Raw genomic sequence first — 23,686 nt, forward strand, 5'->3', positions numbered from 1 at the left:
ATGGGTGTCATCGTTTCAGATCGTCGTACGCTGGTCGTAGGGCTCGGTAAAACCGGGCTCTCCTGCGTACGCTATCTGATCGAAAAAGGCCGCGACGTTGCCGTGGCCGACAGCCGCGTGGCGCCTCCCGGTCTGGACGAACTGACTGCCGGTTGGCCAGAGCTGCCCGTGTACCTGGGTGATTTTGATCCGCAGGTTTTCGCCGGTTTCAACGAGCTGGTGGTGAGCCCGGGTATCAGCATCGCAGAACCTGCTATCCGCCATGCCGCGGAACAGGGTGCGACCATCCGTGGTGATATTGACCTGTTCTCAGAAGCGGCAGACGCACCGATTGTTGCCATTACCGGCTCCAATGGCAAAACCACGGTGACCACCCTGGTGGGAGAAATGGCCAGAGCAGCCGGTCGCCATGTGGAAGTAGGGGGCAACATTGGCACCCCGGCGCTGGACCTGCTTGGTCGCGGCGCGGATCTGTATGTACTGGAGCTATCAAGTTTTCAGCTTGAAACCACCCGTGAGCTCAATGCTCTGGCGGCGACCGTGTTGAATGTCAGCGATGACCATATGGACCGCTATCCCACCAAAATGGAGTATTTCCAGGCCAAGCAGCGGATTTTTAATGGCTGCAAGAATGCGGTGGTAAATCTCGATGATGCCCTGAGCACGCCGATGGCCAGAGACAGTCTCCGGTTCCTGTGCTTCGGGTTTCACCGGGTCAATCCGGATACCTTCAGTACCCGGGATGATGATGAGGGAACCTGGATTACCTTCGGCTTCGAGAACCTGTTGTTGGCCGATGAGCTGGGCCTGATGGGTCGTCACAACATCAGTAACGTGATGGCTGCGCTGGCGCTGGGACATGCTGCCGGTCTGCCGATGGATGTGATGCTGGAGACTGCGCGGAATTTCAGAGGACTGCCGCACCGCTGTGAGTTCGTCCGGCGGGTTGCTGATGTGGATTACATCAATGACTCCAAGGGCACCAATGTGGGTGCCACCGTGGCTGCCATTGAAAGCCTGGCGCCGGCCGACGGGAAAGTTGTTCTTATCGCCGGTGGTGAAGGCAAGGGTGCCGATTTCTCGCCGCTGGCGGAACCGGTCGCGGCCCATTGCAGAGCCGTGGTTCTGATAGGCACGGACGCCGGGCTTATTGCAGCTGTCCTTGGTAGTCAGATCGGGATTGTTCATGCCGCCACTATGGAGGATGCAGTCCATAAGGCAGCAGATCTGGCAGAGCCGGGGGACAGGGTGCTGTTGTCACCGGCCTGTGCCAGTTTCGACATGTTCCGCGACTACAGTGATCGCGGCGACAGTTTCCGTAATCAGGTGGAGGGGTTGTGATGCATGCAAATCTGTCTCTCCCCGGTCATCAAGGCCTGTTCCGTGACCTGCGCCCGTTGCCGTTGCTGATTATCTGTTCCGCGGCATTGCTGGTGGTTGGCATTGTGATGATTTCATCCGCCTCCATGGATATGGCAGCGGAAACCATGGGTAACAGTTACCACTACGTGATCCGGCAGCTGATCTTTGCCGGCATTGGCTGTGTGTTCGCCCTGGTTGCGGTGAATGTACCGATCTCCTGGTGGGAGCGCAGTGGCTGGCTTTTGCTGGGTATCGGGCTGTTGTCACTGTTGTTGGTGTTGACGCCACTGGGCCGCACGGTAAACGGCTCCACCCGCTGGATTTCTTTCGGTCTCTTTAACGTGCAGGTGTCGGAGATCGCAAAGCTGTGTCTGATCGCCTACCTGGCGGGCTACGTGGTGCGCCGGCGGGAAGAGCTTCTGAATACCTGGGCAGGCTTTCTGAAGCCACTCGGTGTGCTTGGTATTGCCTCAGTGCTGCTGGTTATCGAGCCTGATTTCGGGGCCACGGTGGTACTTGTGGCGGCGGCTGCCGGCATGATTTTCCTGAGCGGGGTTCGCCTGAGCCGCTTTATGCCATTGATTGGCGTGCTGGTGGTCATGGGGGCGGTACTGGTGTTTACCCAGCCCTACCGTTTGAAGCGGGTTGTCAGCTATCTCGATCCCTGGAAGGACCAGTTCGATACCGGCTACCAGCTTACCCAGTCGTTGATTGCTTTTGGTCGCGGCGAATGGGCCGGCACGGGCCTTGGCAATTCGGTGCAGAAGCTGTTTTACCTGCCCGAAGCCCATACCGACTTTATCTTCGCCATCATCGCCGAAGAGTTCGGATTGCTGGGATCGCTCATTGTGCTGGGGCTTTTCACCGTTCTGGTGGTCACAGGATTCGTGATTGCCAGAAAGGCAGAGAAGGCCGGGATGCCGTTCGCCGCGTGTTTCTCCTACGGAATCACCCTGCTGATCGGTTTGCAGGCCAGCATCAATATGTCCGTCAGCACCGGGCTGCTGCCCACCAAGGGGCTGACACTGCCTCTGGTGAGTTATGGCGGATCAAGCCTGATGATTACCGCCGTCTGTATTGGTGTGTTGGCACGGGTGGAAATGGAACGGCTTGATCGTGAAAGAGTCGCCAGCGAGAAGTCCCGTAAACCGGCAGCCAGGGGAGGTGCGGTTTATGACTGACAAACGGCGCTTTCTGATGATGGCCGGGGGCACCGGCGGACATGTGTTTCCGGCCCTGGCAACAGCCAGGAACCTCCAGGAGAAAGGCCATGAGGTGTTCTGGCTCGGTTCCAGGGGCGGCATGGAAGAGCGATTGATTGGTGACACCGACATACCACTGTCGCTGATCCAGGTTTCAGGGTTGCGGGGCAAGGGCCGGCTGGCGTTGTTGATGGCGCCATTCCGACTGATGCGGGCACTGGGGCAGGCTTTTACGGTTGTCCGTGGCATTCGCCCCCACTGTGTGATCGGGATGGGTGGGTTCGTGACCGGCCCGGGTGGTGTTGCTGCCTGGCTCACCAAGGCGCCACTGGTGATTCATGAACAGAATGCCATTGCCGGCATGACTAACAGAATTCTGGTGCGCTTTGCCACCACGGTGCTTGAGGCCTTTCCCGGCAGTTTCGGCGCAGATGTGGTAACCCGGTGCACCGGCAATCCGGTGAGGCAGGATCTGGCTGCACTCCCGGAACCGGAACAGCGGATGGCGGGCCGCGCCGGTGCGCTCAGATTGCTGGTGGTTGGAGGCAGCCTGGGTGCCCAGGTCTTTAACCGCACGTTGCCCGCTGCGCTGGCGAAGATGCCTGAAGCCGAGCGCCCGACGGTGCGCCACCAGTGTGGTGAAAAGAATGTAGAGGAAGCCCGAGAAGCGTACAGCGAAAACGGTGTGGAAGCCTCTGTAGAGCCCTTTATCAAGGACATGGCCGAGGCCTATGGCTGGGCGGATATTGTGCTGTGCAGGGCAGGGGCGCTGACCGTTTCCGAGCTGTGCGTCGCAGGTGTTGGAGCGGTTCTGGTGCCGTTTCCCCACGCCGTGGACGATCACCAGACAAAAAACGCACAGCAAATGGTCAACGCCAAAGGCGCGATCCTGGTGCCACAGCCAAAGCTGTCGGCGGATCTGTTGGCGGAAACCCTGGCGGATCTCGGAAAGGATCGCAGCCGGATTATCGATATGGCGAAGGCGGCAAAGACGCTGGCCCGCCCTGATGCAACGGAGAGAGTCGTGAATTACTGTCTGGAGGCTGCCAATGGCTGAGCCCACTAATCCCCCGCTGGTCTATCAGGTGCCCGAGATGCGCCGTATCCGCAATATCCACTTTGTCGGAATTGGTGGCGCCGGCATGAGCGGCATTGCCGAAGTACTGAAGAACCAGGGCTACGAAGTCTCCGGTTCGGATATTCGTGAAGGTGCGGTGACCGACCGGCTGACCGCCATGGGTATTGAAGTCTTCATCGGACATCGTGAACAGAACAGTGCCTCAGCAGATGTCGTGGTGGTGTCTTCGGCGGTGGGTGGCGACAACCCGGAAGTGACCGCTGCCCGCAATCGCCGGGTGCCCATCGTGCCCCGTGCCGAAATGCTGGCGGAAATCATGCGCTATCGCCATGGCATTGCCGTCGCCGGTACCCATGGAAAAACCACCACTACCAGCCTTATCGCATCAGTATTGGGCGAAGCCGGCCTTGATCCCACCTTCGTGATTGGTGGCAAGCTCAACAGTGCCGGCACCAACGCGCAGCTTGGCGGGTCCCGCTATCTGGTGGCAGAAGCCGACGAAAGCGATGCGTCGTTCCTGCACCTGACACCGGTCATCTCTGTCGTCACCAATATCGAAGCCGATCACATGGACACCTATGGCGGCGATGTGGGACGGCTGAAGCAGACCTTTGTGGATTTCCTCCACAACCTGCCTTTCTACGGCGTCGCGGTGATGTGCGTGGACGACGACTTTGTGCAGGAAATCATCCCCAGGATTTCCCGCGCCATCATTACCTACGGCATCGATAATCCGGAGGCCGATTATCGTGCTGAAAACATCCAGTCCGACGGACTCAGAACCCGCTTTGTTGTTCGTCGCCCCGGGGGCCGAAGTGACCTGGACGTGGAACTGAAAATGCCGGGTCGCCATAACGTGCTGAATGCCCTGGCGGCCATTGCAGTAGCCACGGATGAAGGCGTGGAAGATGCCGCCATCTGTAGGGGGCTGGCGGGTTTTGCGGGTGTTGGTCGCCGGTTCCAGGTTTATGGTGACTACAAGACGCGTAAGGGCACCATCACCCTGATTGATGACTACGGCCATCATCCCACAGAAGTCGAGGCGGTTATCCGCGCGGCCCATGATGCCTGGCCCGACCGCCGGCTGGTGATGCTGTACCAGCCCCACCGATATACCCGGACCCGGGATCTTTACGAGGATTTCGTACGGGTGTTGTCGGAAGTGGATGGCTTGCTGCTGATGGAGGTTTACTCCGCGGGTGAGCCCGCAATTAACGGGGCGGACGGCCGTGCACTGTGTCGCAGTATTCGCCAGCGCGGCAGCGTGGAACCGGTTTTCGTGGAAGACAACAACGAGATTGAAACCCTGCTCGCCAACAACCTGCGGGACGGCGACCTGCTGATTACACAGGGGGCGGGGGATATTGGTGGTGTTGCGGCTCGTCTGGCGGCGGCAGGAGTGATTGCAGATGAGTGAAATGAGTCGCGTGGACACACAGGGCTATCAGGCCGATCCGGAACTGCTGAAAGCATTCGGGCGCGTCGCCGTCTTTATGGGTGGGGATTCCGCCGAGCGCGAGGTTTCTCTGAAAAGCGGCCAGGCCGTGCTTTCGGCCCTGCTCTCTGCCGGTGTTGACGCCTATCCGGTGGATGTTCGCGGCTGCCTGCTCAAGACCGTGGAGGATCCTCAGTTTGACCGGGTATTCATCGCGCTGCATGGCCGCGGAGGAGAAGACGGCACGATCCAGGCAATCCTGTCCCAGGCGGGTATTCCCTACACCGGCAGCGACCTTCTGGCCTCGGCGCTGGCCATGGACAAATTGCGCACCAAGTACGTTTTCGAGGGCTGCGGTTTACCAACCCCGAAGTTCCGCGCCATGGGTTCGGTGGATGAAGCCGACAGTATCCTGCAGGCACTGACTCTGCCCCTGAGCGTCAAGCCGTCCAGGGAAGGCTCCAGTATCGGTATCCGCAAGGTAGCCAGCCGCCAGGAACTGGTTGAAGCCTATGAGCAGGCAGCGGTACTGGATCCGCTGGTACTTGTCGAAGAATGGGTTGAAGGCCCGGAATTCACGGTAAGCCTGCTGCAGGACCAGCCGCTGCCGGCCATCGGTCTGAGCACCGATCATGTGTTCTATGACTATGACGCCAAGTACCTGGCCGACGATACCCGCTACCAGATTCCCTGCGGCCTTGATCCGGACAGTGAACTGGAACTTCAGCATCTGGCGCTGGAGGCGTTTCGGGTACTGGGCTGCCGTACCTGGGGACGGGTGGACATCATGCAGGACAAGAGTGGTGTCTTCTGGCTGCTTGAGGTGAATACGGTGCCGGGGATGACCGACCACAGTCTGGTGCCGATGTCGGCGAAAGCTGCGGGAATCAGTTTTGAAGAATTGGTGGTGCGAATCCTTACAGACACGCTGGAGGCTGGCGATGCTTGAACGCCTACTGATCCGGAGTCGGGCGGTTCCGTCTGATCCACCCAGGCGCAAGGGAGCGACTTCCCTGGGGCCTGAGCGGGACCGGTTTGGTTTGCTGAAGGCAGTGTTGGCAGCGGCGCCCTGGGGTCAGGTGATGATGGGGGCGGCCATTGTTTTACTGGCTGCGATGGTGCCCTGGGGGACCAGCCAGTTTCTCAATGCCATGGACCGTCAGGTCATGGCGATTGATGTAACCGGCACCCTGGTGGGTGAGAACCGCACGTCGCTGGAGCGCAGCGCCGGTAAATGGATTGGGCGCAGTTTTTTTGCCACGGATCTCTCTGAGATCAAGGACAGTCTGGAGCAGCGGCCCTGGGTAGAGTCTGCGGCAGTCAAGCGGGTCTGGCCGGACCGGTTGCAGGTTGAGATTCGCGAGAAAAAGCCGCTGGCGTACTGGAACAGCGACCAGTTGGTGAGCCGGAATGGCGAGCTTTTCTCACCGGGTAATCCGGAAGTGGCGGGGAAATTGCCACGGCTTGCCGGCCCGGACGAGCGCGTCAAGGAAGTCATCAGCATGGCGCGGGTTATGGCGGACACGCTCACGGGCCATAACCTCGGATTTGCGGGGTTAAGCCTGGAACAGCGAGGCGCCTGGACACTGACCATGGCCAATGGCATTGAAGTGGTTCTTGGCAGGGATCAGGTAGAGGAGCGCTTCGATCGGTTTATTACGGTTTATCAGGAACGGCTGGCATCACGTTCAGACGAAGTCAGCCGGGTGGATGCCCGCTACAGCAATGGGGTGGCGGTTCAGTGGAAGTCGGTAGAGCCGGCATCCCGGTCAAAATCATAGCAACGCTAATTTCAGACCTACGGTTTGGTGGAATACATGTCATCGGTTGAAACGGAAAACATGATTGTCGGCCTCGATATCGGAACCTCGAAAGTGGTTGCGATTGTCGGCAAACGCAAAATGGACGGGACCATTGAGGTCGTAGGTATCGGGTCCAACCCGTCCCGCGGGCTCAAGCGTGGGGTGGTGGTCAATATCGAAACCACCGTCCAGGCGATACAGCGAGCAGTGGAAGAAGCGGAGCTGATGGCAGGATGCCGTATTCATTCGGTGTATGCAGGCATTGCAGGCAGCCACATCAAGAGTCTGAATTCCCATGGCATTGTCGCCATCCGCGACCGGGAGGTAACCCAGGCAGATATTGACCGGGTGATCGACGCAGCGCAGGCGGTGGCCATTCCGGCGGACCAGAAAATTCTCCACATCCTGCCCCAGGAGTTCGTGATTGACAGCCAGGAAGGCATCAAGGAACCCATGGGCATGTCCGGTGTGCGCCTGGAGGCCAAGGTGCATCTGGTGACCTGTGCGGTAAACGCAGCCCAGAACATCGAAAAGTGCGTGAAGCGCTGCGGTCTGGAAGTGGATGACATCATTCTCGAGCAGTTGGCCTCCAGTCACGCCATCCTCACCGAGGATGAGAAAGAACTGGGTGTCTGCGTTGTGGATATCGGTGGGGGAACCACGGACATTGCGGTGTTTACCGGTGGTGCCATTCGCCATACGGCGGTGATCCCCATTGCAGGTGATCAGGTGACCAATGACATTGCCATGGCCCTGCGCACACCCACGCAGAATGCCGAAGAAATCAAGATCAAATACGCCTGCGCCCTGACACAGCTGGCCGGTGCGGACGAAACCATCAAGGTGCCCAGTGTGGGCGACCGGGCGCCGCGGGATCTCTCCCGCCAGGCCCTGGCTGAGGTGGTGGAACCCCGCTATGAGGAGCTGTTCACCCTGGTGCAGTCAGAACTTCGCCGTTCGGGATTTGAAGACCTGATCCCGGCCGGCATCGTGATTACCGGCGGTTCCTCCACCATGGAAGGCGTGGTGGAACTGGCCGAGGAAATCTTCCACATGCCGGTAAGACTCGCCTGTCCGCAGAGGGTCTCCGGCATGACGGAGGTGGTCAACAACCCGATCTACGCCACCGGCGTGGGGTTGCTGATCCATGGCTTCCGCCAGATGGATCTGGGGCGGGCGCCGGCGCTTAAGGGTGAAGAAGCACCCACGCTGTTTGAGCGCATGAAAGCCTGGTTTACCGGTCATTTCTGACGGTCGCCAGTAGAAGACGTACACGAAGGTATCTCGAAAATCATAATCTCGAAAAATCAGTCTGGAAAAGGCTGATAAACAGCACGAAGGAGTAGGGGAATGTTTGAACTCGTCGATAATGTCCAGCAGAACGCTGTCATTAAAGTAGTGGGAGTTGGCGGTGGTGGCGGCAATGCCGTTCGCCACATGCTCAACAGTGATATCGAAGGTGTGGAGTTCATCTGCGCCAATACCGACGCCCAGGCCCTGACGGACCTGGACGCACGTCAGATCATCCAGCTTGGTGGCAACATCACCAAGGGCCTGGGTGCCGGAGCAAATCCGGAAGTGGGGCGGCAGTCAGCCCTGGAAGACCGCGATCGCATCGCAGAGGCACTGAAAGGTGCTGATATGGTGTTCATTACCGCCGGCATGGGCGGCGGAACCGGTACCGGTGCTGCGCCCGTGGTAGCCGAAGTGGCCCGAGAACTGGGCATCCTGACCGTGGCGGTGGTCACCAAGCCGTTCATGTTTGAAGGCGGCAAGCGCATGAGCGTGGCTGACGCCGGCCTCAAGGAACTGGAAGAAACCGTTGACTCGCTGATCACCATCCCCAACGAAAAGTTGCTGGCGGTGATGGGCAAGAAAACCAGCCTGCTGGACGCGTTCGCCTCGGCCAACGACGTGCTGCTGGGAGCGGTTCAGGGTATTGCGGACCTGATTACCCGCAACGGAATGATCAATGTGGACTTTGCCGACGTAAAGACTGTTATGTCGGAAATGGGCAATGCAATGATGGGTACCGCGCGTGCTACCGGCGAGAACCGGGCCCGCGAAGCCGCCGAAGCGGCAATACGCAGCCCGCTGCTGGAAGATATCAACCTGCAGGGCGCCAAGGGTATCCTGGTCAACATCACCGCAGGTATGGACCTCAACCTGGGCGAGTTTTCCGAGGTTGGCGATATTGTTCGTGAATTCGCATCGGATTCCGCCACCGTTGTGGTGGGTACGGTGATCGATCCGGACATGACCGACGAACTCAAGGTAACGGTGGTCGCAACCGGCCTGGGTGGGGATCGCGAAAAGCCTACCAAGGTAGTGGATAACACCCGCAGCCTTGATGGTACAACGGATTACAATCAGCTTGATCGTCCCGCCGTGTTGCGCCGCAGGGCAGTCGCCCATGGCAACGTCGCGATTGATCACAGCAAGGACAGCGAAGAGCAGGGGGTCGATTATCTCGATATTCCCGCATTCCTTCGTCGCCAGGCTGACTGATAACCTGTTGCAGTTGCGTTCAGAAGTGGAACCATTTTCGCTGAATGGCGTGTGCTGTTTACCACTCCGGTCGTGGGCCGGTGGGCCAGTCCAGTAGTTACAGTAGTTACAAAGAGCTACGATTGGTTAAATGGTATTCAGTTTTACTTTCTGGTATTCTCCGGGCAGATTTTTGCCCAGACTATATCGCATTTATGTGACGGAAATATGTACCGATGATCAGACAACGGACACTCAAAAACACCATCCGCGCCACCGGTGTTGGCCTTCACTCAGGTGAAAAGGTTTACCTGACCCTGAAGCCGGCACCCGTGGACTCGGGCATCGTATTCCGCCGCACCGATCTCGACCCTGTGGTCGACATTCGTGCCTCTGCGGAAAACGTGGGTGAGACCATGCTTTCCACGACACTGCTGAAAGACGGTGTCCGGGTTGCAACAGTAGAGCATTTGTTGTCAGCCATGGCTGGTCTCGGGATTGATAACTGCTTCGTCGAACTCAGTGCAGCGGAAGTGCCCATCATGGACGGTTCGGCCGGACCTTTTGTGTTTCTTCTGCAGTCTGCCGGCATTGCCGAGCAGGACGCGGCCAAGCGTTTTATCCGCATCAAACGTGAAGTGACGGTTGAAGAAGGTGACAAGAAAGCGACCCTGCTGCCCTTCGAAGGCTTCAAGGTCAGCTTCGGCATCGACTTTGATCACCCTGTATTCAAGGGGCGCGCCCAGACCGCTACCGTTGACTTCTCCAGCACGTCTTTCGTGAAGGAAGTCAGCCGCGCACGGACTTTCGGGTTCATGCGTGACATCGAGAAGTTGCGGGCGATGAACCTGGCACTGGGCGGAAGCGTGGATAACGCCATCGTGGTTGATGACTACAAGATCCTCAACGAAGACGGTCTGCGTTACGACGATGAATTCGTCAAGCACAAGCTGCTGGATGCCATTGGTGACCTCTACCAGTTGGGTAACAGCCTGATTGGCGAGTTCCGTGGTATAAAATCCGGCCATGACCTGAATAACAAGTTGCTACGCAAGCTCCGGGCTGAAGAGGATGCGTGGGAAGTGGTTACCTTTGACGATGAGGCCGCTGCCCCGATTTCCTATATGAAACCTGTGCTGGCGGCGGGCTGAGGCAGGACGCCTTAATCCCGGACGTGGCTTGCGAGTTTTTCGAGAACCTCGCGTAATTGTTTGTCCTTCGTGTGCCCGGCTTCCTCTTTGAGGAGCCGGGCATTTTCGTTACTCAGAGGTGTCATTTTCACCTTTGGTCGCTCGCTGAACCGGGGTGGGGCAACCTTCACCTTCAGCTTCCAGACAAAGCGGAACAGCTCCTGTTTGCGCAGTTCTTCCATGATCTCGTGTTGACGAAAACGGATCTGGCTGGCGGTAGTGGCCGTTGCGGCGGAAAGTATCAGTTCACCCTCCTTGCAGCTGACAAAGCGGGTGCCTTTGGCAAGGCTCTCCGGCAATGCTGCAATAACCAGCTGTTCGGCCCGGGCATGATGCTGGGCCTTTGCCATCAGCTCCCGCAAAGTTGAGGCTCTGGAGAAACTGTCCGGGGTCAATTCGAGGTCCGTTTTCTTTTTCATGGCAATCACTAGTTCTCGACGACAACGGTAACGATTGGTTACACTTTTGAAAGGTTAATAGGCAGGGCCTGTATTACACTCGTTTTACATCGCTTAAAGCGTGTATGTCCACGGGTGACGGCCATCGTATCAATTATAGTCGTTGCAATGGATAGCACGTGCGTATTCAGACACGGTTTATGCTGCCCAGGATTGAGTAGACGGAGAGGAGCTCCGCAATCTGGCATAGGATGCCCCGGCAGGCCCAGTCAGAACACTCAGGATGCAACACTACAGGATCAGGTTGCGTCCCCATGAAACCAGAAGACGATATGAATATTATCCTTGTTGGCAAGCGCCATGGGAAATCCCGTGCGGTTTCGATAAACGCTCCGGTCGCAGCCGGCCTGGTCTTTATCGTAACCGCGCTGCTGGCCCTGGCAGGCTGGTCCGGTTATCAGGTGGCCCTTGGCCAGGTCGAGACGACCGAGCCCGCTGAGTCAGAGCTGGTGGCAGAGTGGCGCTCGAAATTGACTGAACAAAGAGGCGAGCTCGCGCAAATCGAGCAGAACGTACAGCAGCAGGTGGACGCTCTTACGCTTCGCCTGGGTGAAATGCAGGGTCGCCTGCTTCGTTTGGATGCGCTCGGGCAGCGTTTCGTGGAATCAGGCCTCGTGGCCAGTGACGAATTCGATTTTGATCAGCCGGCTGCAGTGGGCGGTCCCGAGGACGGTCTCGACGGTGACTCCTACACGGCCCCTGAACTCACCGGCATGATCGATCAGCTGGCACGGCGTATTGAAGACCGCGAGCAGCAACTGCGAATGCTGGACATGGTCACTTCCCGCCAGAAACTTGAGAAAGAGCTCTATGTGCAGGGCCGCCCAATCACCTGGGGCTGGTTGTCGTCCAAGTACGGCTATCGTTCGGATCCCTTTAACGGAAAACGTACCTGGCACGCCGGAGTGGATCTGGCAGGCAAGGACGGCAGCGATATCATCTCTGTTGCCGGCGGTGTGGTCACCTATGCCGATGAGCGCTACGGTTATGGCAATCTGGTGGAGGTTGACCACGGTGATGGCCTGGTGACCCGCTACGCTCACGCCAAGACGATCAAGGTCAAGGTGGGGGACGTTGTCCAGAAGGGTGAGGTTCTGGCGCTGATGGGTAGCACCGGGCGCTCTACCGGCCCTCACGTGCATTTTGAGGTCATCCGTAACGGCAAGTCCGAGAACCCGGAAACCTATATCAAGCGAGCCAGCCGCTAAGCGGCTTGCCAGGCGCCCAGAGTGGCGCCTGACTCCTTACTGTTGCTCCGGCCCGGCACCCTTTTTTCAATCTTTTCAGCGTTGTGACAGGCTTCTGTGAGGCCTGACTTTTGTACTGCCGCGAAATAAGGTTAGAATGCCGGCTTCCTCCGTTTAATCAAAGAAGCAGTGGTCTATGTTCACAAAGCTTGCAACCAAGATGTTCGGCAGTAAGAACGCCAGAGAAATCAAGCGAATGCGCAAAACTGTCTCGCGCATTAACGAACTTGAAGAGCAGTATGGCAATTTGTCCGACACCGAGTTGCAGGGAAAGACTGCAGAATTCCGCCGTCGCTATGACGAAGGCGAAAGTCTGGATGCGCTGCTTCCGGAAGCCTTTGCCACCACCCGGGAAGCCAGCCGGCGGGTAATGGGAATGCGCCATTACGACGTGCAGATGGTCGGCGGTATTACGCTGCACGAAGGCCGGATTTCCGAGATGAAAACCGGTGAGGGTAAAACCCTGGTGGCCACGCTGGCAGTTTACCTGAACGCACTGACCGGAAAAGGCGCTCACCTGGTGACGGTGAACGATTACCTGGCCCGCCGGGACGCCGAGTGGATGGGCAAGCTCTATCGTTTTCTGGGCCTTCAGGTGGGCGTTGTCGCCGCCGGTCAGCCCCAGGAAGAGAAGCGTGCTGCCTATCAGGCCGACATTACCTACGGCACCAACAACGAGTTCGGTTTTGATTACCTGCGGGACAACATGGCGTTCAGCACTGAAGACAAGGTGCAGCGCGGATTGCACTTTGCCATTGTCGACGAAGTGGACTCCATTCTTATAGACGAGGCCCGTACGCCCCTGATCATCTCCGGTGCGGCCGAAGACAGCTCGAAACTCTACCAGGCCATCAATGAACTGGTGCCCAGGCTTGAACAGGGCGAAGTCAGTGAGGAAGAAGCCGAACCCAGCGGCGACTTCACCATCGATGAGAAGTCCCGTCAGGTAGAACTGACTGAAAGCGGTCACGAGCGAGTAGAGGAACTGTTGCTGGAGCGCGGCCTGTTGAAAGAAGGCGAGAGCCTTTATTCCGCCGCCAATCTCAGCCTGTTGCACCATATCCATTCAGCCCTCAGGGCGCACCACCTGTTCCAGAAAGATGTGGACTATATCGTTCAGGGTGACCAGGTGGTCATCGTGGATGAGCATACCGGCCGTACCATGCCTGGCCGCCGCTGGAGTGAAGGCCTGCACCAGGCGATCGAGGCCAAGGAAGGTGTCCGTATCCAGGCGGAGAGTCAGACCCTGGCTTCCACCACCTTCCAGAACTATTTCCGTCTTTACGACAAGCTGGCCGGCATGACCGGTACTGCCGACACCGAAGCCTTCGAATTCCGCCAGATCTATGGCCTGGACGTGGTGGTTATTCCGCCCAACAAGCCGATTCAGCGGATCGACTACAACGACCTGATCTACCTGACCCAGGATGAAAAGTTCCACGCCATCATTGACGAGATCAAGGACGTAACGACCGAAGGGCGACCGATCCTGGTGGGTACCGCTTCCATTGAGGCGTCCGAGCTGTTGTCCATGTTGCTCAAGAAGGCGCGGATTGATCACAAGATCCTGAACGCCAAGCAGCACGAAAGCGAAGCCCAGATCATCGCCCAGGCTGGCCGCCCCGGCGCTGTCACTATTGCCACCAACATGGCGGGCCGTGGTACCGACATCGTGCTGGGCGGTAACTGGGAATTCGAGGTCGCGGGTCTGGAGAACCCCACCGAAGAAGAAGTTGCCCGTATCAAGGCCGAGTGGACCGAGCGACACAACCAGGTGCTCGAGGCCGGAGGCCTGCACATCATTGGTACCGAGCGGCACGAGTCCCGTCGGATCGACAACCAGCTCCGTGGTCGTGCCGGTCGTCAGGGTGACCCTGGCTCGTCGCGTTTCTTCCTGTCCCTGGAAGACAACCTGATGCGGATCTTCGCCCCGGACCGGGTGAAGAGCCTGATGCAGGCCATGGGCATGAAGAAAGGCGAGGCCATCGAGCATCGCATGGTCACCAACGCCATCGAGAAGTCCCAGCGCAAGGTGGAAGGCCGCAACTTCGATATGCGCAAAACTCTGCTGGAATACGATGACGTTGCCAATGACCAGCGTACGGTGATCTACGACCAGCGTAACGAGGTGATGTCCTCAGACGACATCTCTGACATGGTCAAGACCATCCGCGAGGACGTTGTCGACTCGTTGATCAGCGAATTCATTCCGCCGCAAAGCATGCCTGAGCAATGGGATGTGCCCGGCCTTGAAAGCCAGTTGCAGTCGGAACTGGCCATTAGCCTGCCGGTTCAGAAGTGGTTGGATGAAGACAGCAAGCTGTTCGAGGAAAATCTCAGGCAGCGGATTCTGGACGAAATTGTCGCAGCCTATGAGGCCAAGGAAGAAATTGCCGGTTCCGAGCCCATGCGCAAGTTCGAGAAGCAGGTATTCCTGCAGGTGCTTGATACCCTGTGGAAGGAACACCTGTCGAACATGGATCATCTGCGCCGTGGTATCCATCTGCGAGGTTATGCCCAGAAGAATCCGAAGCAGGAATACAAGCGCGAGGCGTTCAACCTGTTTGAGAGCATGCTGGAAACCATGAAGCGCGATGTGGTTAGGGTGCTTTCCCACGTTCGCGTGCAGAGCCGTGAAGAAATGGAAGAGGTGGAACGGCGCCGCAAGGAAGAGCTGGAGCGTGAGCTTGCCCAGGCCCGTCTGCGCCACGATGAGACCAGTGCCACTGGCCAGAAGCAGGATGACACTGCCGGTGCTTCCGGCGCTCAATCCCAGGGCACGCCGGAGACCTTTGTGCGACAGGACAGGAAAGTGGGGCGCAACGAGCCTTGTCCGTGTGGGTCTGGCAAGAAATACAAGCAGTGTTGCGGAAAGGTCAGCTGATTCCCGGTACTGACCAGTAGCATAACGACCCGCACCCTGACCCAGTCAGGCTGCGGGTTTTTCGTTTGGTAGCTGTAGATAAAAGGAGAACGAAGATGGCAGTTGGTCCAGGAACCTTGCCGACATTTTTCCCGGTTTCCGGCGTGAAGCTGGGCATCGGTAGCGCCGGCATCAAAAAACCGGGTAAAAAGGACCTGGTGGTCATTGAGCTGGCCCCGGGTAGCCGTGTGGCGGGTATCTTTACCCGAAACCAGTTTTGCGCGGCCCCGGTTCACATTACCCGCCGCCACCTTGCCAGCGATGCACCCCGTTACCTGCTGATCAACACCGGCAATGCCAACGCGGGTACGGGTGAGCAGGGCATGAAAGATGCCCAGGCCTGCTGCCAGGCGCTGGCAGATCATGCTGGCTTAGCTGCCGGGGCCATACTACCGTTCTCCACGGGTGTCATTGGTGAGCCGCTGCCGGTGGATAAAATTGTCAACGCCCTGCCGCAAGCGCTGAACGATGTTTCCGAATCCCACTGGGCCGAAGCTGCCTCCGGCATTATGACCACCGATACCCGTCCCAAGGGTGCAACCCGCCAGATTGAGCTGAACGGCCACAAGGTCTCAATTTCCGGTATCAGCAAAGGCGCAGGCATGATTCGCCCCAACATGGCCACCATGCTCGGGTTTATCGCTACCGACGCAAAGATTGCACCGGATGTGTTGTCGTCACTGGCTTCGGAACTGGGGGAAAAGTCCTTCAACCGCATTACCATCGATGGCGACACCTCCACCAACGACGCCTGTATGCTGATCGCCAGTGGCCAATACGGCGGTCCGGAGATCACCTCCGACAGTCCATGCCTGCCTGAACTCAGAGCAGCGCTGCAGGACGTGTTCCTGGAATTGGCTCACGCCATTGTCCGGGACGGAGAGGGTGCCACCAAGTTTGTCACCATCGAAGTCAGCCGGGCCAGTTCCGTTGAGGAGTCTCTGGACGTCGCCTACACCGTTGCCCACTCACCCCTGGTCAAGACTGCCCTGTTCGCTTCCGATCCCAATTGGGGCCGGATCCTGGCGGCGGTGGGCCGTGCCGGGGTCGAGGGGCTGGACCTGAATGCCCTCGAAATCTGGCTGGGGGATGTCTGCCTGGTGCGCAATGGCGGCCGCGCCGAGGATTACAGTGAGTCCCGTGGGCAGGCGGTGATGAGTGGCGAGGAGATTACCATTCACATTGATCTTAAGCGTGGCGAAATCATGGAGCGGGTGTGGACCTGCGACTTCTCCCACGACTATGTCACCATTAATGCCGAGTACCGCACCTGATCATGGCAGCTGTTCCGGAAATACACGTTGCGGTGGGAGTCATTTTCCGCCAGGGCAAAGTACTGATCGCCCGCCGGCCTGAGCATGTCCACCAGGGCGGCCTTCTGGAGTTTCCGGGGGGCAAGGTGGAAGAGGGCGAGACGGTTCAACAGGCGCTGGTCAGGGAGATCCGGGAAGAAACCGGGTTGCGAATTGCCCCGGAATCCCTTGTGCCGGTCATAGAGGTTCGCCACGACTACGGTGACAAGCGGGTGTTTCTCGATGTCTGGCAAACGTCTTCAGCCGAGGGAGAGCCAGAGGGCCGCGAGGGCCAGGAAATACGCTGGCTTGATGTGCGCGAGCTGACGGATGTGGATTTCCCCGTTGCGAACCGGCCGATTATCCGCGCGCTGCGACTTCCCCGCCAATATGCCATTACCGGCACGGTAGAAAACGAAGATGCTTTTGTCAGGCGGCTACAGCAAAGCGCGGAATGTGGCGGACCGGAACTTACCCTGTTCAGGGCACCGGAGTTAAGCGTCGAGGCCTACACCCGGCTGGCGCACCGGGCACTGGAGGTCTGTCAGGCCACCGATGCCATGCTGATGCTGCACGGGTATCCCTCCCTGATCGAACATCTCCCGCAGGCCCGGGGGGTGCATCTGCCCTGGCGTGAAGCCAGGCAGTTTGCGACCCGCCCCATCGCTGACAATTACCTGTTGGCGGTCTCCTGTCACAATGAAGGGGAAATTGCCCATGCGGTGCAGTTACAGGCGGATTTCATTACCCTTGGCCCGGTAAATCCCACCCCCTCCCATCCTGGCGCGCACGGTATGGGCTGGCGTCGTTTCCGGGCCTTGGTGGCGGCCTCGACGGTTCCGGTTTATGCGCTGGGCGGTCTGTCTTTGACCGATATTGACGAAGCTCGCGGTGCTGGTGCCCAGGGTATTGCCGGTATCAGTTTCTGGTGGTCAGACGTCTGATAACGATCAGGCCGCACAGCCTGTGCCCTCTGGTATGATAGGCGAAACTAACACCCACCCGATGATCCCCTGGAGCGATTGTGAGCAAACTGACGCATCTTGATGAAAAAGGCGCCGCACGGATGGTAGACGTGACGTCCAAGGCCGTCACCGAACGCGAGGCCAGAGCGGAAGCTCTGATCAGGATGGCGCCTGAAACCCTCGCAATGATCGTAGAAGGGCAGCACCCTAAGGGTGACGTGTTGGCGGTCGCACGGGTAGCGGGCATTATGGCGGCGAAGAAAACCCACGACCTGATTCCTTTATGCCACGCACTGAACCTGACGTCGGTGAAAGTTGAGCTGACGCCGGGTGAAGATGGTGCGTCGGTCCATATTGCCACGCTGTGCAAACTCGCGGGTCAGACGGGAGTCGAAATGGAGGCGCTGACGGCTGCCAGTGTGGCCGCACTGACGCTCTACGACATGTGCAAGGCGGTTGATCGCGGTATGGTGGTGGATAATGTCCGCCTGCTGGAGAAGAAGGGCGGTCGCAGCGGCCATTGGTCTGCTTCAGACTCCGGTTCGTAAGTGTTGTATACGTCAGCATGACCGGAGGAATGACCGTGCAGAGACTACGCCAGGAAGGTGGCCACGTGATAGAATGCGCGGCCCGATTGACTGAACCACGAGGAAGCACTGTGGCCGTTCGTTACATCCAGACATGCCGGTTGCCTACCCCTTTCGGCGTTTTCGACATGCACGGTTTTGAGGAGCCGGACACCGGGAAGGAACATGTGGCCCTTACGCTGGGTGATCTTGGCAGTCCCGAGCCGATGCTGGCACGGACACACTCCGAATGCCTGACCGGCGATGCGCTCTACAGCATGCGCTGTGATTGCGGCTATCAGCTTGAGGAAGCACTTCGCAGCATTGCCCGCGAAGGCCGTGGCATTCTGATGTACTTACGCCAGGAGGGCCGGGGTATCGGCCTGTTGAACAAGATTCGCGCCTATAATCTGCAGGATCAGGGGGCAGATACGGTTGAAGCCAACGAGCAACTCGGTTTTGCCGCTGATCTGCGGGATTACACGATGTGCCGGGACATGCTGGAGCATCTGGGCATCAGCAGCCTGAGGCTGATGACCAACAACCCCCGCAAAGTGGATGCGCTGACGGGCCTGGGTATTGAAATTGCGGAACGTGTGCCGCTGCACGTGGGGCGTAACCCCCACAATGAGCATTACCTGAACACCAAGCAGAGCAAACTCGGACACTGGTTCGAGACTCATCAGGACGACGATCCCACCGTCTGATTCTTCCCGCTGCCCCCTTACTTCACCGCCTTGAGTGACTGGCTGTTTTCCATTCGCTCCCGGCGGCCTTCAATAGCACGTCTGATGCCTTCTGCATCCAGGCCGCAGGAAGACAGCAGTTCTCCGTGCTTGCCATGATCAATGAAGGTGTCCGGAAGTCCGATCTGCTGCAGGGGCTGACTGATGCCGCGGCTGTTCAGGAACTCCGCCACCGCGCTGCCGGCACCGCCGGCGATCGCATTTTCCTCGACAGTCACCAGCAGGTCGTGTTGCTCTGCCAGAAACAGGATCAGTTCCTCATCCAGCGGCTTCACAAAGCGCATGTCGGCCACCGTTGCGCCCAGCGCTTCGGCGGCTTCCAGTGCAGGCGTCAGCAAGGTGCCAAAGTTCAGGATGGCGATGCCCGTACCTTCTCTTGCCAGCCGACCCTTGCCGATGGGCAGGGGAGCGAGCTCCCGGATAATCTCTGCACCCGGTCCGGTTCCCCGTGGGTAGCGGACCGCAGCGGGGCCATCAAACAGCATGCCTGTATGCAGCAACTGCCGGGTTTCATTTTCGTCAGAGGGTGCCATCACGATCATATTGGGTATGCACCGCAGGTAACTGATATCGAAAGCACCGGCGTGGGTGGGGCCGTCTTCGCCCACCAGGCCAGCGCGGTCAATGGCAAACAGTACATCCAGGTTCTGTATCGCCACATCGTGGATCAACTGGTCGTAGGCCCGTTGCAGGAACGTGGAATAGATGGCAACCACCGGCTTGGCGCCATCACAGGCAAGACCTGCCGCCAGGGTGACTGCGTGCTGCTCGGCAATGGCAACGTCAAAATACCGCTCCGGGAAGCGCTGGGAGAACGCCAGCAGGTCAGAGCCCTCACACATGGCCGGGGTGATGCCGACAATGCGTTCGTCCGCCTCTGCGGCGTCACACAGCCACTGACCAAAGACATTGGCATACTTGGGCTTCGATGGTTTGGGTACTACCGGCTCCGGTTTGCTGGCGGGCACCGGCTCGATCTTGTTGATGGCGTGGTAGCCAATGGGGTCGGCTTCGGCGGGCGCGAAGCCTTTGCCCTTGGTGGTTACAACATGCAGGAATTGCGGGCCGTCCAGCTCGCGGATATTTTCCAGGGTTTCCACCAGCAGGGGCAGGTCATGGCCGTCGATGGGGCCGATGTAGTTGAAGCCGAGTTCCTCGAACAGGGTGCCCGGGGCAATCATGCCCTTGAAGTGTTCCTCGGTCTTGCGGGCCAGCGCCATCAGGTGTGGTGCTGCCTGCAGTACCCGTTTGCTGCTGTCCCGCACCTGGTTGTAGGTGCGGCTGGCCAGCAACTTGGCGAAGTAGTTCGACAGCCCGCCCACATTATGGGAAATGGACATGTCGTTGTCGTTGAGGATAACCAGCATGTCGGCATGCAGGTGGCCGGCGTGATTCAGTGCCTCGAAGGCCATTCCTGCGGTCATGGCACCGTCACCGATCACGGCGATGCTCTTGCGGCCGGTACCCTGCAGGCGCGCGGCCACGGCCATGCCCAGGGCGGCACTGATCGAGGTGCTGGAATGCCCTACGCCGAAGGTGTCGTATTCGCTCTCGGCCCGCTTGGGAAAACCCGCCAGGCCGCCTTTGCGTCGAATGCTGTGCATGCGCTCGCGACGGCCGGTGAGGATCTTGTGAGGGTAGGCCTGATGCCCCACATCCCACACCAGACGGTCTTCTGGCGTGTTAAAGACATAGTGCAAGGCCACGGTCAGTTCCAGAACGCCCAGACCCGCACCGAAGTGTCCGCCGGTCTGACCTACCGACCATAGCAGGAACGCGCGCAATTCCCTTGCCAGCTGGGTGAGCTGGTCATCTGCCAGCTCCCGCAGCTGTGCTGGAACATCTATCCTGTCCAGAAGCGGCGTGTTGGGCCGTTTTGACGGGATTTCCTTGAAAGTATATGTATCCTGCATCTGCTCGGGTCTTTTCCGGGTGGTTCAAAAATGTGATTTCTATTATAGGGGATGAAGGGACCCGGTTTCATACTGATTGGGCCAGACGGGCTCCACCAGTCCTCCACCTTCACTACCAGTGTGCATGCCAGTGCCGTGGTGGTTCAATGGGTGCGGGCCACCACGTAACCGGCCATGTCTCTGAGTATGTCGCCTTCCTTGCCGAACCCCTCAAGACTGGACAGTGCCGAATCCAGCAGCTGGGACAAGTAGTCCCTGGCGCCAGCAGTGCCAAGCAGTGACGGGTAGGTAGGTTTGGAACGGGCGAGGTCCGATCCCTGGGGCTTGCCGATGACGGTCGTATCACCTTCAATATCCAGAAGATCATCCTGCACCTGGAAGGCAAGCCCCAGGGTTTGTGAATAAATCGTAAGGGCTGCCAGTTGCTCCTCGCCAACCTCGGGAGCAGTCAGTGCGCCTATCCGCACACTGGCGGCAATCAGGGCTCCGGTTTTGTGGCGATGCATAGTCTCCAGCTGGTCGATGGTCAGGCTCTTGCCGACCGATTCCAGGTCGATGGCCTGGCCGCCCACCATGCCCAGGTGCCCGCTGGCGGAGGCCAGTTCCCTGATCATGGCCAGGCGGATCTGGTCATCCAGCCCAGGTGCTTCGGCCAGCCAGCCGAATGCCATGGCCTGCAGCGCATCACCCGCAAGAATGGCAGTCGCTTCGTCAAAGGCAATATGGGTTGTGGCCCGGCCCCGACGCAGTTCATCGTCATCCATGGCGGGCAGGTCATCATGGATCAGTGAATAGGCATGGATCAGCTCCAGGGTGCACGCCGGAACAGTCGCGCTGCCCGGCGACTGCCCCACGGCTGCCGCTGCCGCCATACACAGGGCCGGTCGAATTCGCTTGCCGCCCCCCAGTACACTGTATCGCATGGCCTGTTGAAGGCGTTCAGAACTGTTGCCCGACATGGCCAGCCGGCACTCCAGTTCTGTATCGATCCGGCTGCGGCAATGCTCCAGGAATGTCACCAGGCGGGTATTCGGTGTTGGCATCAGGCAGGTTCGTCCGGGGTAAAAGGTCTGGTTTCCAGTGTGCCATCGCTGTTTTCCACCAACTGCTCCACTCGCTGTTCCGCTGTCTTGAGTGCCTGCTGGCACTCGCGTGTGAGCTTTACGCCCCGTTCAAATGCCGTCAGTGACTGCTCCAGGGACAGTTCGCCCTGCTCCAGGTCGCGGACCAGTTTTTCCAGCTCATCCAGGGACTTTTCAAAGTCGGCGATGGACGCCGTGCTTTTCTCACCGGCCATACGGGGCCTCCGGTTGCTTGGCGGAATTTGGCGGATTATATCAAAGCTTCAGGCCGGCCGCTGCCAGCAGAATGCTCTGGCGTCTTCCTTTTTGCCCTCAGGCCCCCATACCTGTTCGGTGACGCGGATCTCACCGGAGGTACTGACGGTGACAACCGTGGTGGCGCGGGTGCCATAATCACTGCCAATGATAAACGGTGACGAAAGGAACCGCTCTGTCTCCCGGCCCACCCCGGTATCCGGCAACTCCCGGTCAGGCGCGGGCGTGGTGTCTTGCAGGCGGGTGATCAAGTTCTGATGGAGCTCCTCGGTCGTCCCGGAGCTTGCGCTCTCAAGCAGTTCTGTAACCGAGTTCCTGAGCCGGAGCAGTTTGGGCCAGGGTGTTTGCAGTAGATGATTGCTGAGACCATAGGTGCCACGGTGAACGTGGCGGCCGGGGTGGGCATCGCGATTGCTGAAATACCAGCCATGTTGCGTATTCAGGCTGACCAGGTTGAAGCCAGAATATCGGTTATTCTGTTGCCGAAGCCGGGGTTCCAGCGTCTCGCTGTCCTGGGCAAGGGCCATTAGTGGAAGTTCGCCCCGGGAGTGGGTGCCCGGTGCCTGGGTGCCTTCCCGTACATTGGTCACTGCACAGACCTGGCCATTGATGTCGACGGCAAGCCAGGTGCCACCGGAGAGCAGATCCCGACCCGCAAGGACCTCCCGGCCGGCGGTTTCGCTGGCCCACCAGTCCATGGCCGCGGTAGGGCGGCGAAAGAACTCGTCGCGATTGGCCGCCACCACCAGCGGGAAGTCAGGATGCTGTCGCAGGGAAAAAACAATCAGGCACATGAAGGGGGCTCATCCATCGCGAGTGAACAAAGATGCGTCGGTGTGTATCATACCAGCCTGTTTTATTCTCTGTGTGTGGCTGAGTATGAGCTTGATTGCGGTAATTGGTCTTTATCTGGCGCTGGGCGCCCTGGCGGGCACCATGGCGGGCCTGTTTGGCATTGGTGGTGGCCTGGTCATTGTGCCGGTATTGATCTTCAGTTTTGGCCTGCAGGGGATCAGTAGTGAAATCGTCGCGCACCTGGCCGTGGGAACGTCGCTGGCAACCATCGTCTTCACGTCAATGAGCTCCATACGCTCGCATCACCTCCATCAAGCGGTTCGCTGGGAAATTTTTCGCCCAATGACCGCAGGTATCGTGGTAGGCGCGATACTCGGCGCCTGGACGGCGTCCATGCTCAGTGGCGATGCGCTGGAGCTGATCATCGGTGTGTTCGTTATTCTGGTGGCGCTGAAAATGCTGCTGGAGGTCAATCCGAAACCCGGTCGCGACGTACCCGGTTCCGCAGGGCTGGGTGGCGCGGGCGCAGGAATCGGTTGGGCATCTGCGATTTTCGGTATCGGTGGCGGCACGCTGACGGTACCTTTCCTGAGCTGGTGTAATGTCCGAATGCAGCAGGCTGTGGGAACCTCCGCCGCCTGTGGCTTGCCCATTGCCGTGGCCGGTGCGCTGGCGAATATTGGTACCGGCTGGCAGAACCCGCATCTGCCGGATCTCAGCGTGGGCTTCATTTACTTGCCGGCGTTTCTGGGTATTGTCCTGACCAGCGTATTGTTCGCCCGCTTAGGTGCCAACCTGGCACACCGCCTGGACGCCGCTCTGTTGAAAAAAATCTTCGCCATGGTACTGATCGTGGTGGGTATCCGTTTTCTGTTATGACCTGAGGGG

General features: G+C 58.8%; 21 protein-coding genes. 16 read left to right on the top strand and 5 right to left on the bottom strand.

What is annotated here, in order from left to right; all coding sequences use genetic code 11:
• From murD to lpxC, 9 genes are all read left to right on the top strand, one after another.
• Positions 1-1,341 carry a UDP-N-acetylmuramoyl-L-alanine--D-glutamate ligase gene (gene murD, locus FDP08_RS16415; protein WP_137437384.1) on the top strand — a complete coding sequence of 447 codons (1,341 nt, stop codon included), beginning with the start codon at positions 1-3 and terminating at the stop codon, positions 1,339-1,341.
• A complete protein-coding gene (ftsW, locus tag FDP08_RS16420; RefSeq protein ID WP_137437385.1) occupies positions 1,341-2,543 on the top strand; it encodes a putative lipid II flippase FtsW in 1,203 nt (400 codons plus the stop codon). The genes murD and ftsW overlap by 1 nt, the downstream gene beginning before the upstream one ends.
• Positions 2,536-3,621: an undecaprenyldiphospho-muramoylpentapeptide beta-N-acetylglucosaminyltransferase gene (murG, locus tag FDP08_RS16425; protein WP_137437386.1), complete on the top strand. Its 1,086-nt coding sequence runs from the start codon at positions 2,536-2,538 to the stop codon at positions 3,619-3,621. Before ftsW ends, murG begins: the two co-directional genes overlap by 8 nt.
• A complete protein-coding gene (gene murC / locus FDP08_RS16430) occupies positions 3,614-5,059 on the top strand; it encodes a UDP-N-acetylmuramate--L-alanine ligase (RefSeq protein WP_137437387.1) in 1,446 nt (481 codons plus the stop codon). Before murG ends, murC begins: the two co-directional genes overlap by 8 nt.
• Complete coding sequence (locus tag FDP08_RS16435; RefSeq protein ID WP_137437388.1) at positions 5,052-6,026, top strand: D-alanine--D-alanine ligase; 975 nt, start codon at positions 5,052-5,054, stop codon at positions 6,024-6,026. Before murC ends, FDP08_RS16435 begins: the two co-directional genes overlap by 8 nt.
• Positions 6,019-6,858 (top strand): cell division protein FtsQ/DivIB, encoded by an 840-nt coding sequence (locus tag FDP08_RS16440; RefSeq protein WP_137437389.1) that lies wholly within the window; start codon positions 6,019-6,021, stop codon positions 6,856-6,858. Before FDP08_RS16435 ends, FDP08_RS16440 begins: the two co-directional genes overlap by 8 nt.
• Positions 6,859-6,894: 36 nt before the next feature.
• The gene (gene ftsA / locus FDP08_RS16445; protein WP_137437390.1) at positions 6,895-8,130 is read left to right on the top strand and encodes a cell division protein FtsA; all 1,236 of its coding nucleotides are present in this window, start codon (positions 6,895-6,897) and stop codon (positions 8,128-8,130) included.
• 99 nt (positions 8,131-8,229) lie between these two features.
• On the top strand, positions 8,230-9,387 hold the full coding sequence (ftsZ, locus tag FDP08_RS16450; protein WP_137437391.1) for a cell division protein FtsZ: 1,158 nt from the start codon (positions 8,230-8,232) through the stop codon (positions 9,385-9,387).
• 215 nt (positions 9,388-9,602) lie between these two features.
• Positions 9,603-10,517 carry a UDP-3-O-acyl-N-acetylglucosamine deacetylase gene (gene lpxC, locus FDP08_RS16455; RefSeq protein ID WP_137437392.1) on the top strand — a complete coding sequence of 305 codons (915 nt, stop codon included), beginning with the start codon at positions 9,603-9,605 and terminating at the stop codon, positions 10,515-10,517.
• 11 nt (positions 10,518-10,528) lie between these two features.
• Here the strand turns inward: lpxC and FDP08_RS16460 are convergent, their stop codons facing one another.
• Positions 10,529-10,975, bottom strand: coding sequence for a DciA family protein (locus FDP08_RS16460; protein WP_137437393.1), 447 nt, complete (start codon positions 10,973-10,975; stop codon positions 10,529-10,531).
• A gap of 293 nt (positions 10,976-11,268) precedes the next feature.
• Here FDP08_RS16460 and FDP08_RS16465 point away from each other — a divergent pair, with 293 nt between their 5' ends.
• The 6 genes from FDP08_RS16465 to ribA all read left to right on the top strand — a co-directional run bounded on the left by FDP08_RS16465 (position 11,269) and on the right by ribA (position 18,714).
• Positions 11,269-12,222, top strand: a complete 954-nt coding sequence (locus FDP08_RS16465; RefSeq protein WP_137437394.1) for a M23 family metallopeptidase — start codon at positions 11,269-11,271, stop codon at positions 12,220-12,222.
• Between the two features lie 175 nt (positions 12,223-12,397).
• Positions 12,398-15,145: a preprotein translocase subunit SecA gene (gene secA, locus FDP08_RS16470; protein ID WP_137437395.1), complete on the top strand. Its 2,748-nt coding sequence runs from the start codon at positions 12,398-12,400 to the stop codon at positions 15,143-15,145.
• Between the two features lie 95 nt (positions 15,146-15,240).
• Complete coding sequence (gene argJ, locus FDP08_RS16475) at positions 15,241-16,458, top strand: bifunctional glutamate N-acetyltransferase/amino-acid acetyltransferase ArgJ (RefSeq protein ID WP_137437396.1); 1,218 nt, start codon at positions 15,241-15,243, stop codon at positions 16,456-16,458.
• Positions 16,459-16,460: 2 nt separating this feature from the next.
• On the top strand, positions 16,461-17,420 hold the full coding sequence (locus FDP08_RS16480; protein ID WP_137437397.1) for a Nudix family hydrolase: 960 nt from the start codon (positions 16,461-16,463) through the stop codon (positions 17,418-17,420).
• Between the two features lie 80 nt (positions 17,421-17,500).
• Positions 17,501-17,989: a cyclic pyranopterin monophosphate synthase MoaC gene (moaC, locus tag FDP08_RS16485; protein ID WP_137437398.1), complete on the top strand. Its 489-nt coding sequence runs from the start codon at positions 17,501-17,503 to the stop codon at positions 17,987-17,989.
• Between the two features lie 110 nt (positions 17,990-18,099).
• Positions 18,100-18,714, top strand: coding sequence for a GTP cyclohydrolase II (ribA, locus tag FDP08_RS16490; protein ID WP_137437399.1), 615 nt, complete (start codon positions 18,100-18,102; stop codon positions 18,712-18,714).
• Between the two features lie 17 nt (positions 18,715-18,731).
• Here the strand turns inward: ribA and dxs are convergent, their stop codons facing one another.
• The 4 genes from dxs to FDP08_RS16510 all read right to left on the bottom strand — a co-directional run bounded on the left by dxs (position 18,732) and on the right by FDP08_RS16510 (position 22,797).
• The gene (gene dxs / locus FDP08_RS16495) at positions 18,732-20,666 is read right to left on the bottom strand and encodes a 1-deoxy-D-xylulose-5-phosphate synthase (protein WP_137437400.1); all 1,935 of its coding nucleotides are present in this window, start codon (positions 20,664-20,666) and stop codon (positions 18,732-18,734) included.
• A gap of 143 nt (positions 20,667-20,809) precedes the next feature.
• Positions 20,810-21,709 carry a polyprenyl synthetase family protein gene (locus FDP08_RS16500; RefSeq protein WP_137437401.1) on the bottom strand — a complete coding sequence of 300 codons (900 nt, stop codon included), beginning with the start codon at positions 21,707-21,709 and terminating at the stop codon, positions 20,810-20,812.
• Entirely contained in the window at positions 21,709-21,963 is a 255-nt protein-coding gene (locus FDP08_RS16505; RefSeq protein WP_137437402.1) for an exodeoxyribonuclease VII small subunit, read from the bottom strand. Before FDP08_RS16505 ends, FDP08_RS16500 begins: the two co-directional genes overlap by 1 nt.
• Positions 21,964-22,011: 48 nt before the next feature.
• The gene (locus FDP08_RS16510) at positions 22,012-22,797 is read right to left on the bottom strand and encodes an NRDE family protein (RefSeq protein ID WP_137437403.1); all 786 of its coding nucleotides are present in this window, start codon (positions 22,795-22,797) and stop codon (positions 22,012-22,014) included.
• Between the two features lie 85 nt (positions 22,798-22,882).
• On the opposite strand from FDP08_RS16510, the gene FDP08_RS16515 reads away from it, so the two are divergent.
• Entirely contained in the window at positions 22,883-23,677 is a 795-nt protein-coding gene (locus FDP08_RS16515; RefSeq protein ID WP_137437404.1) for a sulfite exporter TauE/SafE family protein, read from the top strand.
• Positions 23,678-23,686 lie beyond the last annotated feature (9 nt).

It is taken from the genome of Marinobacter panjinensis (assembly GCF_005298175.1).
Taxonomy (GTDB): domain Bacteria; phylum Pseudomonadota; class Gammaproteobacteria; order Pseudomonadales; family Oleiphilaceae; genus Marinobacter; species Marinobacter panjinensis.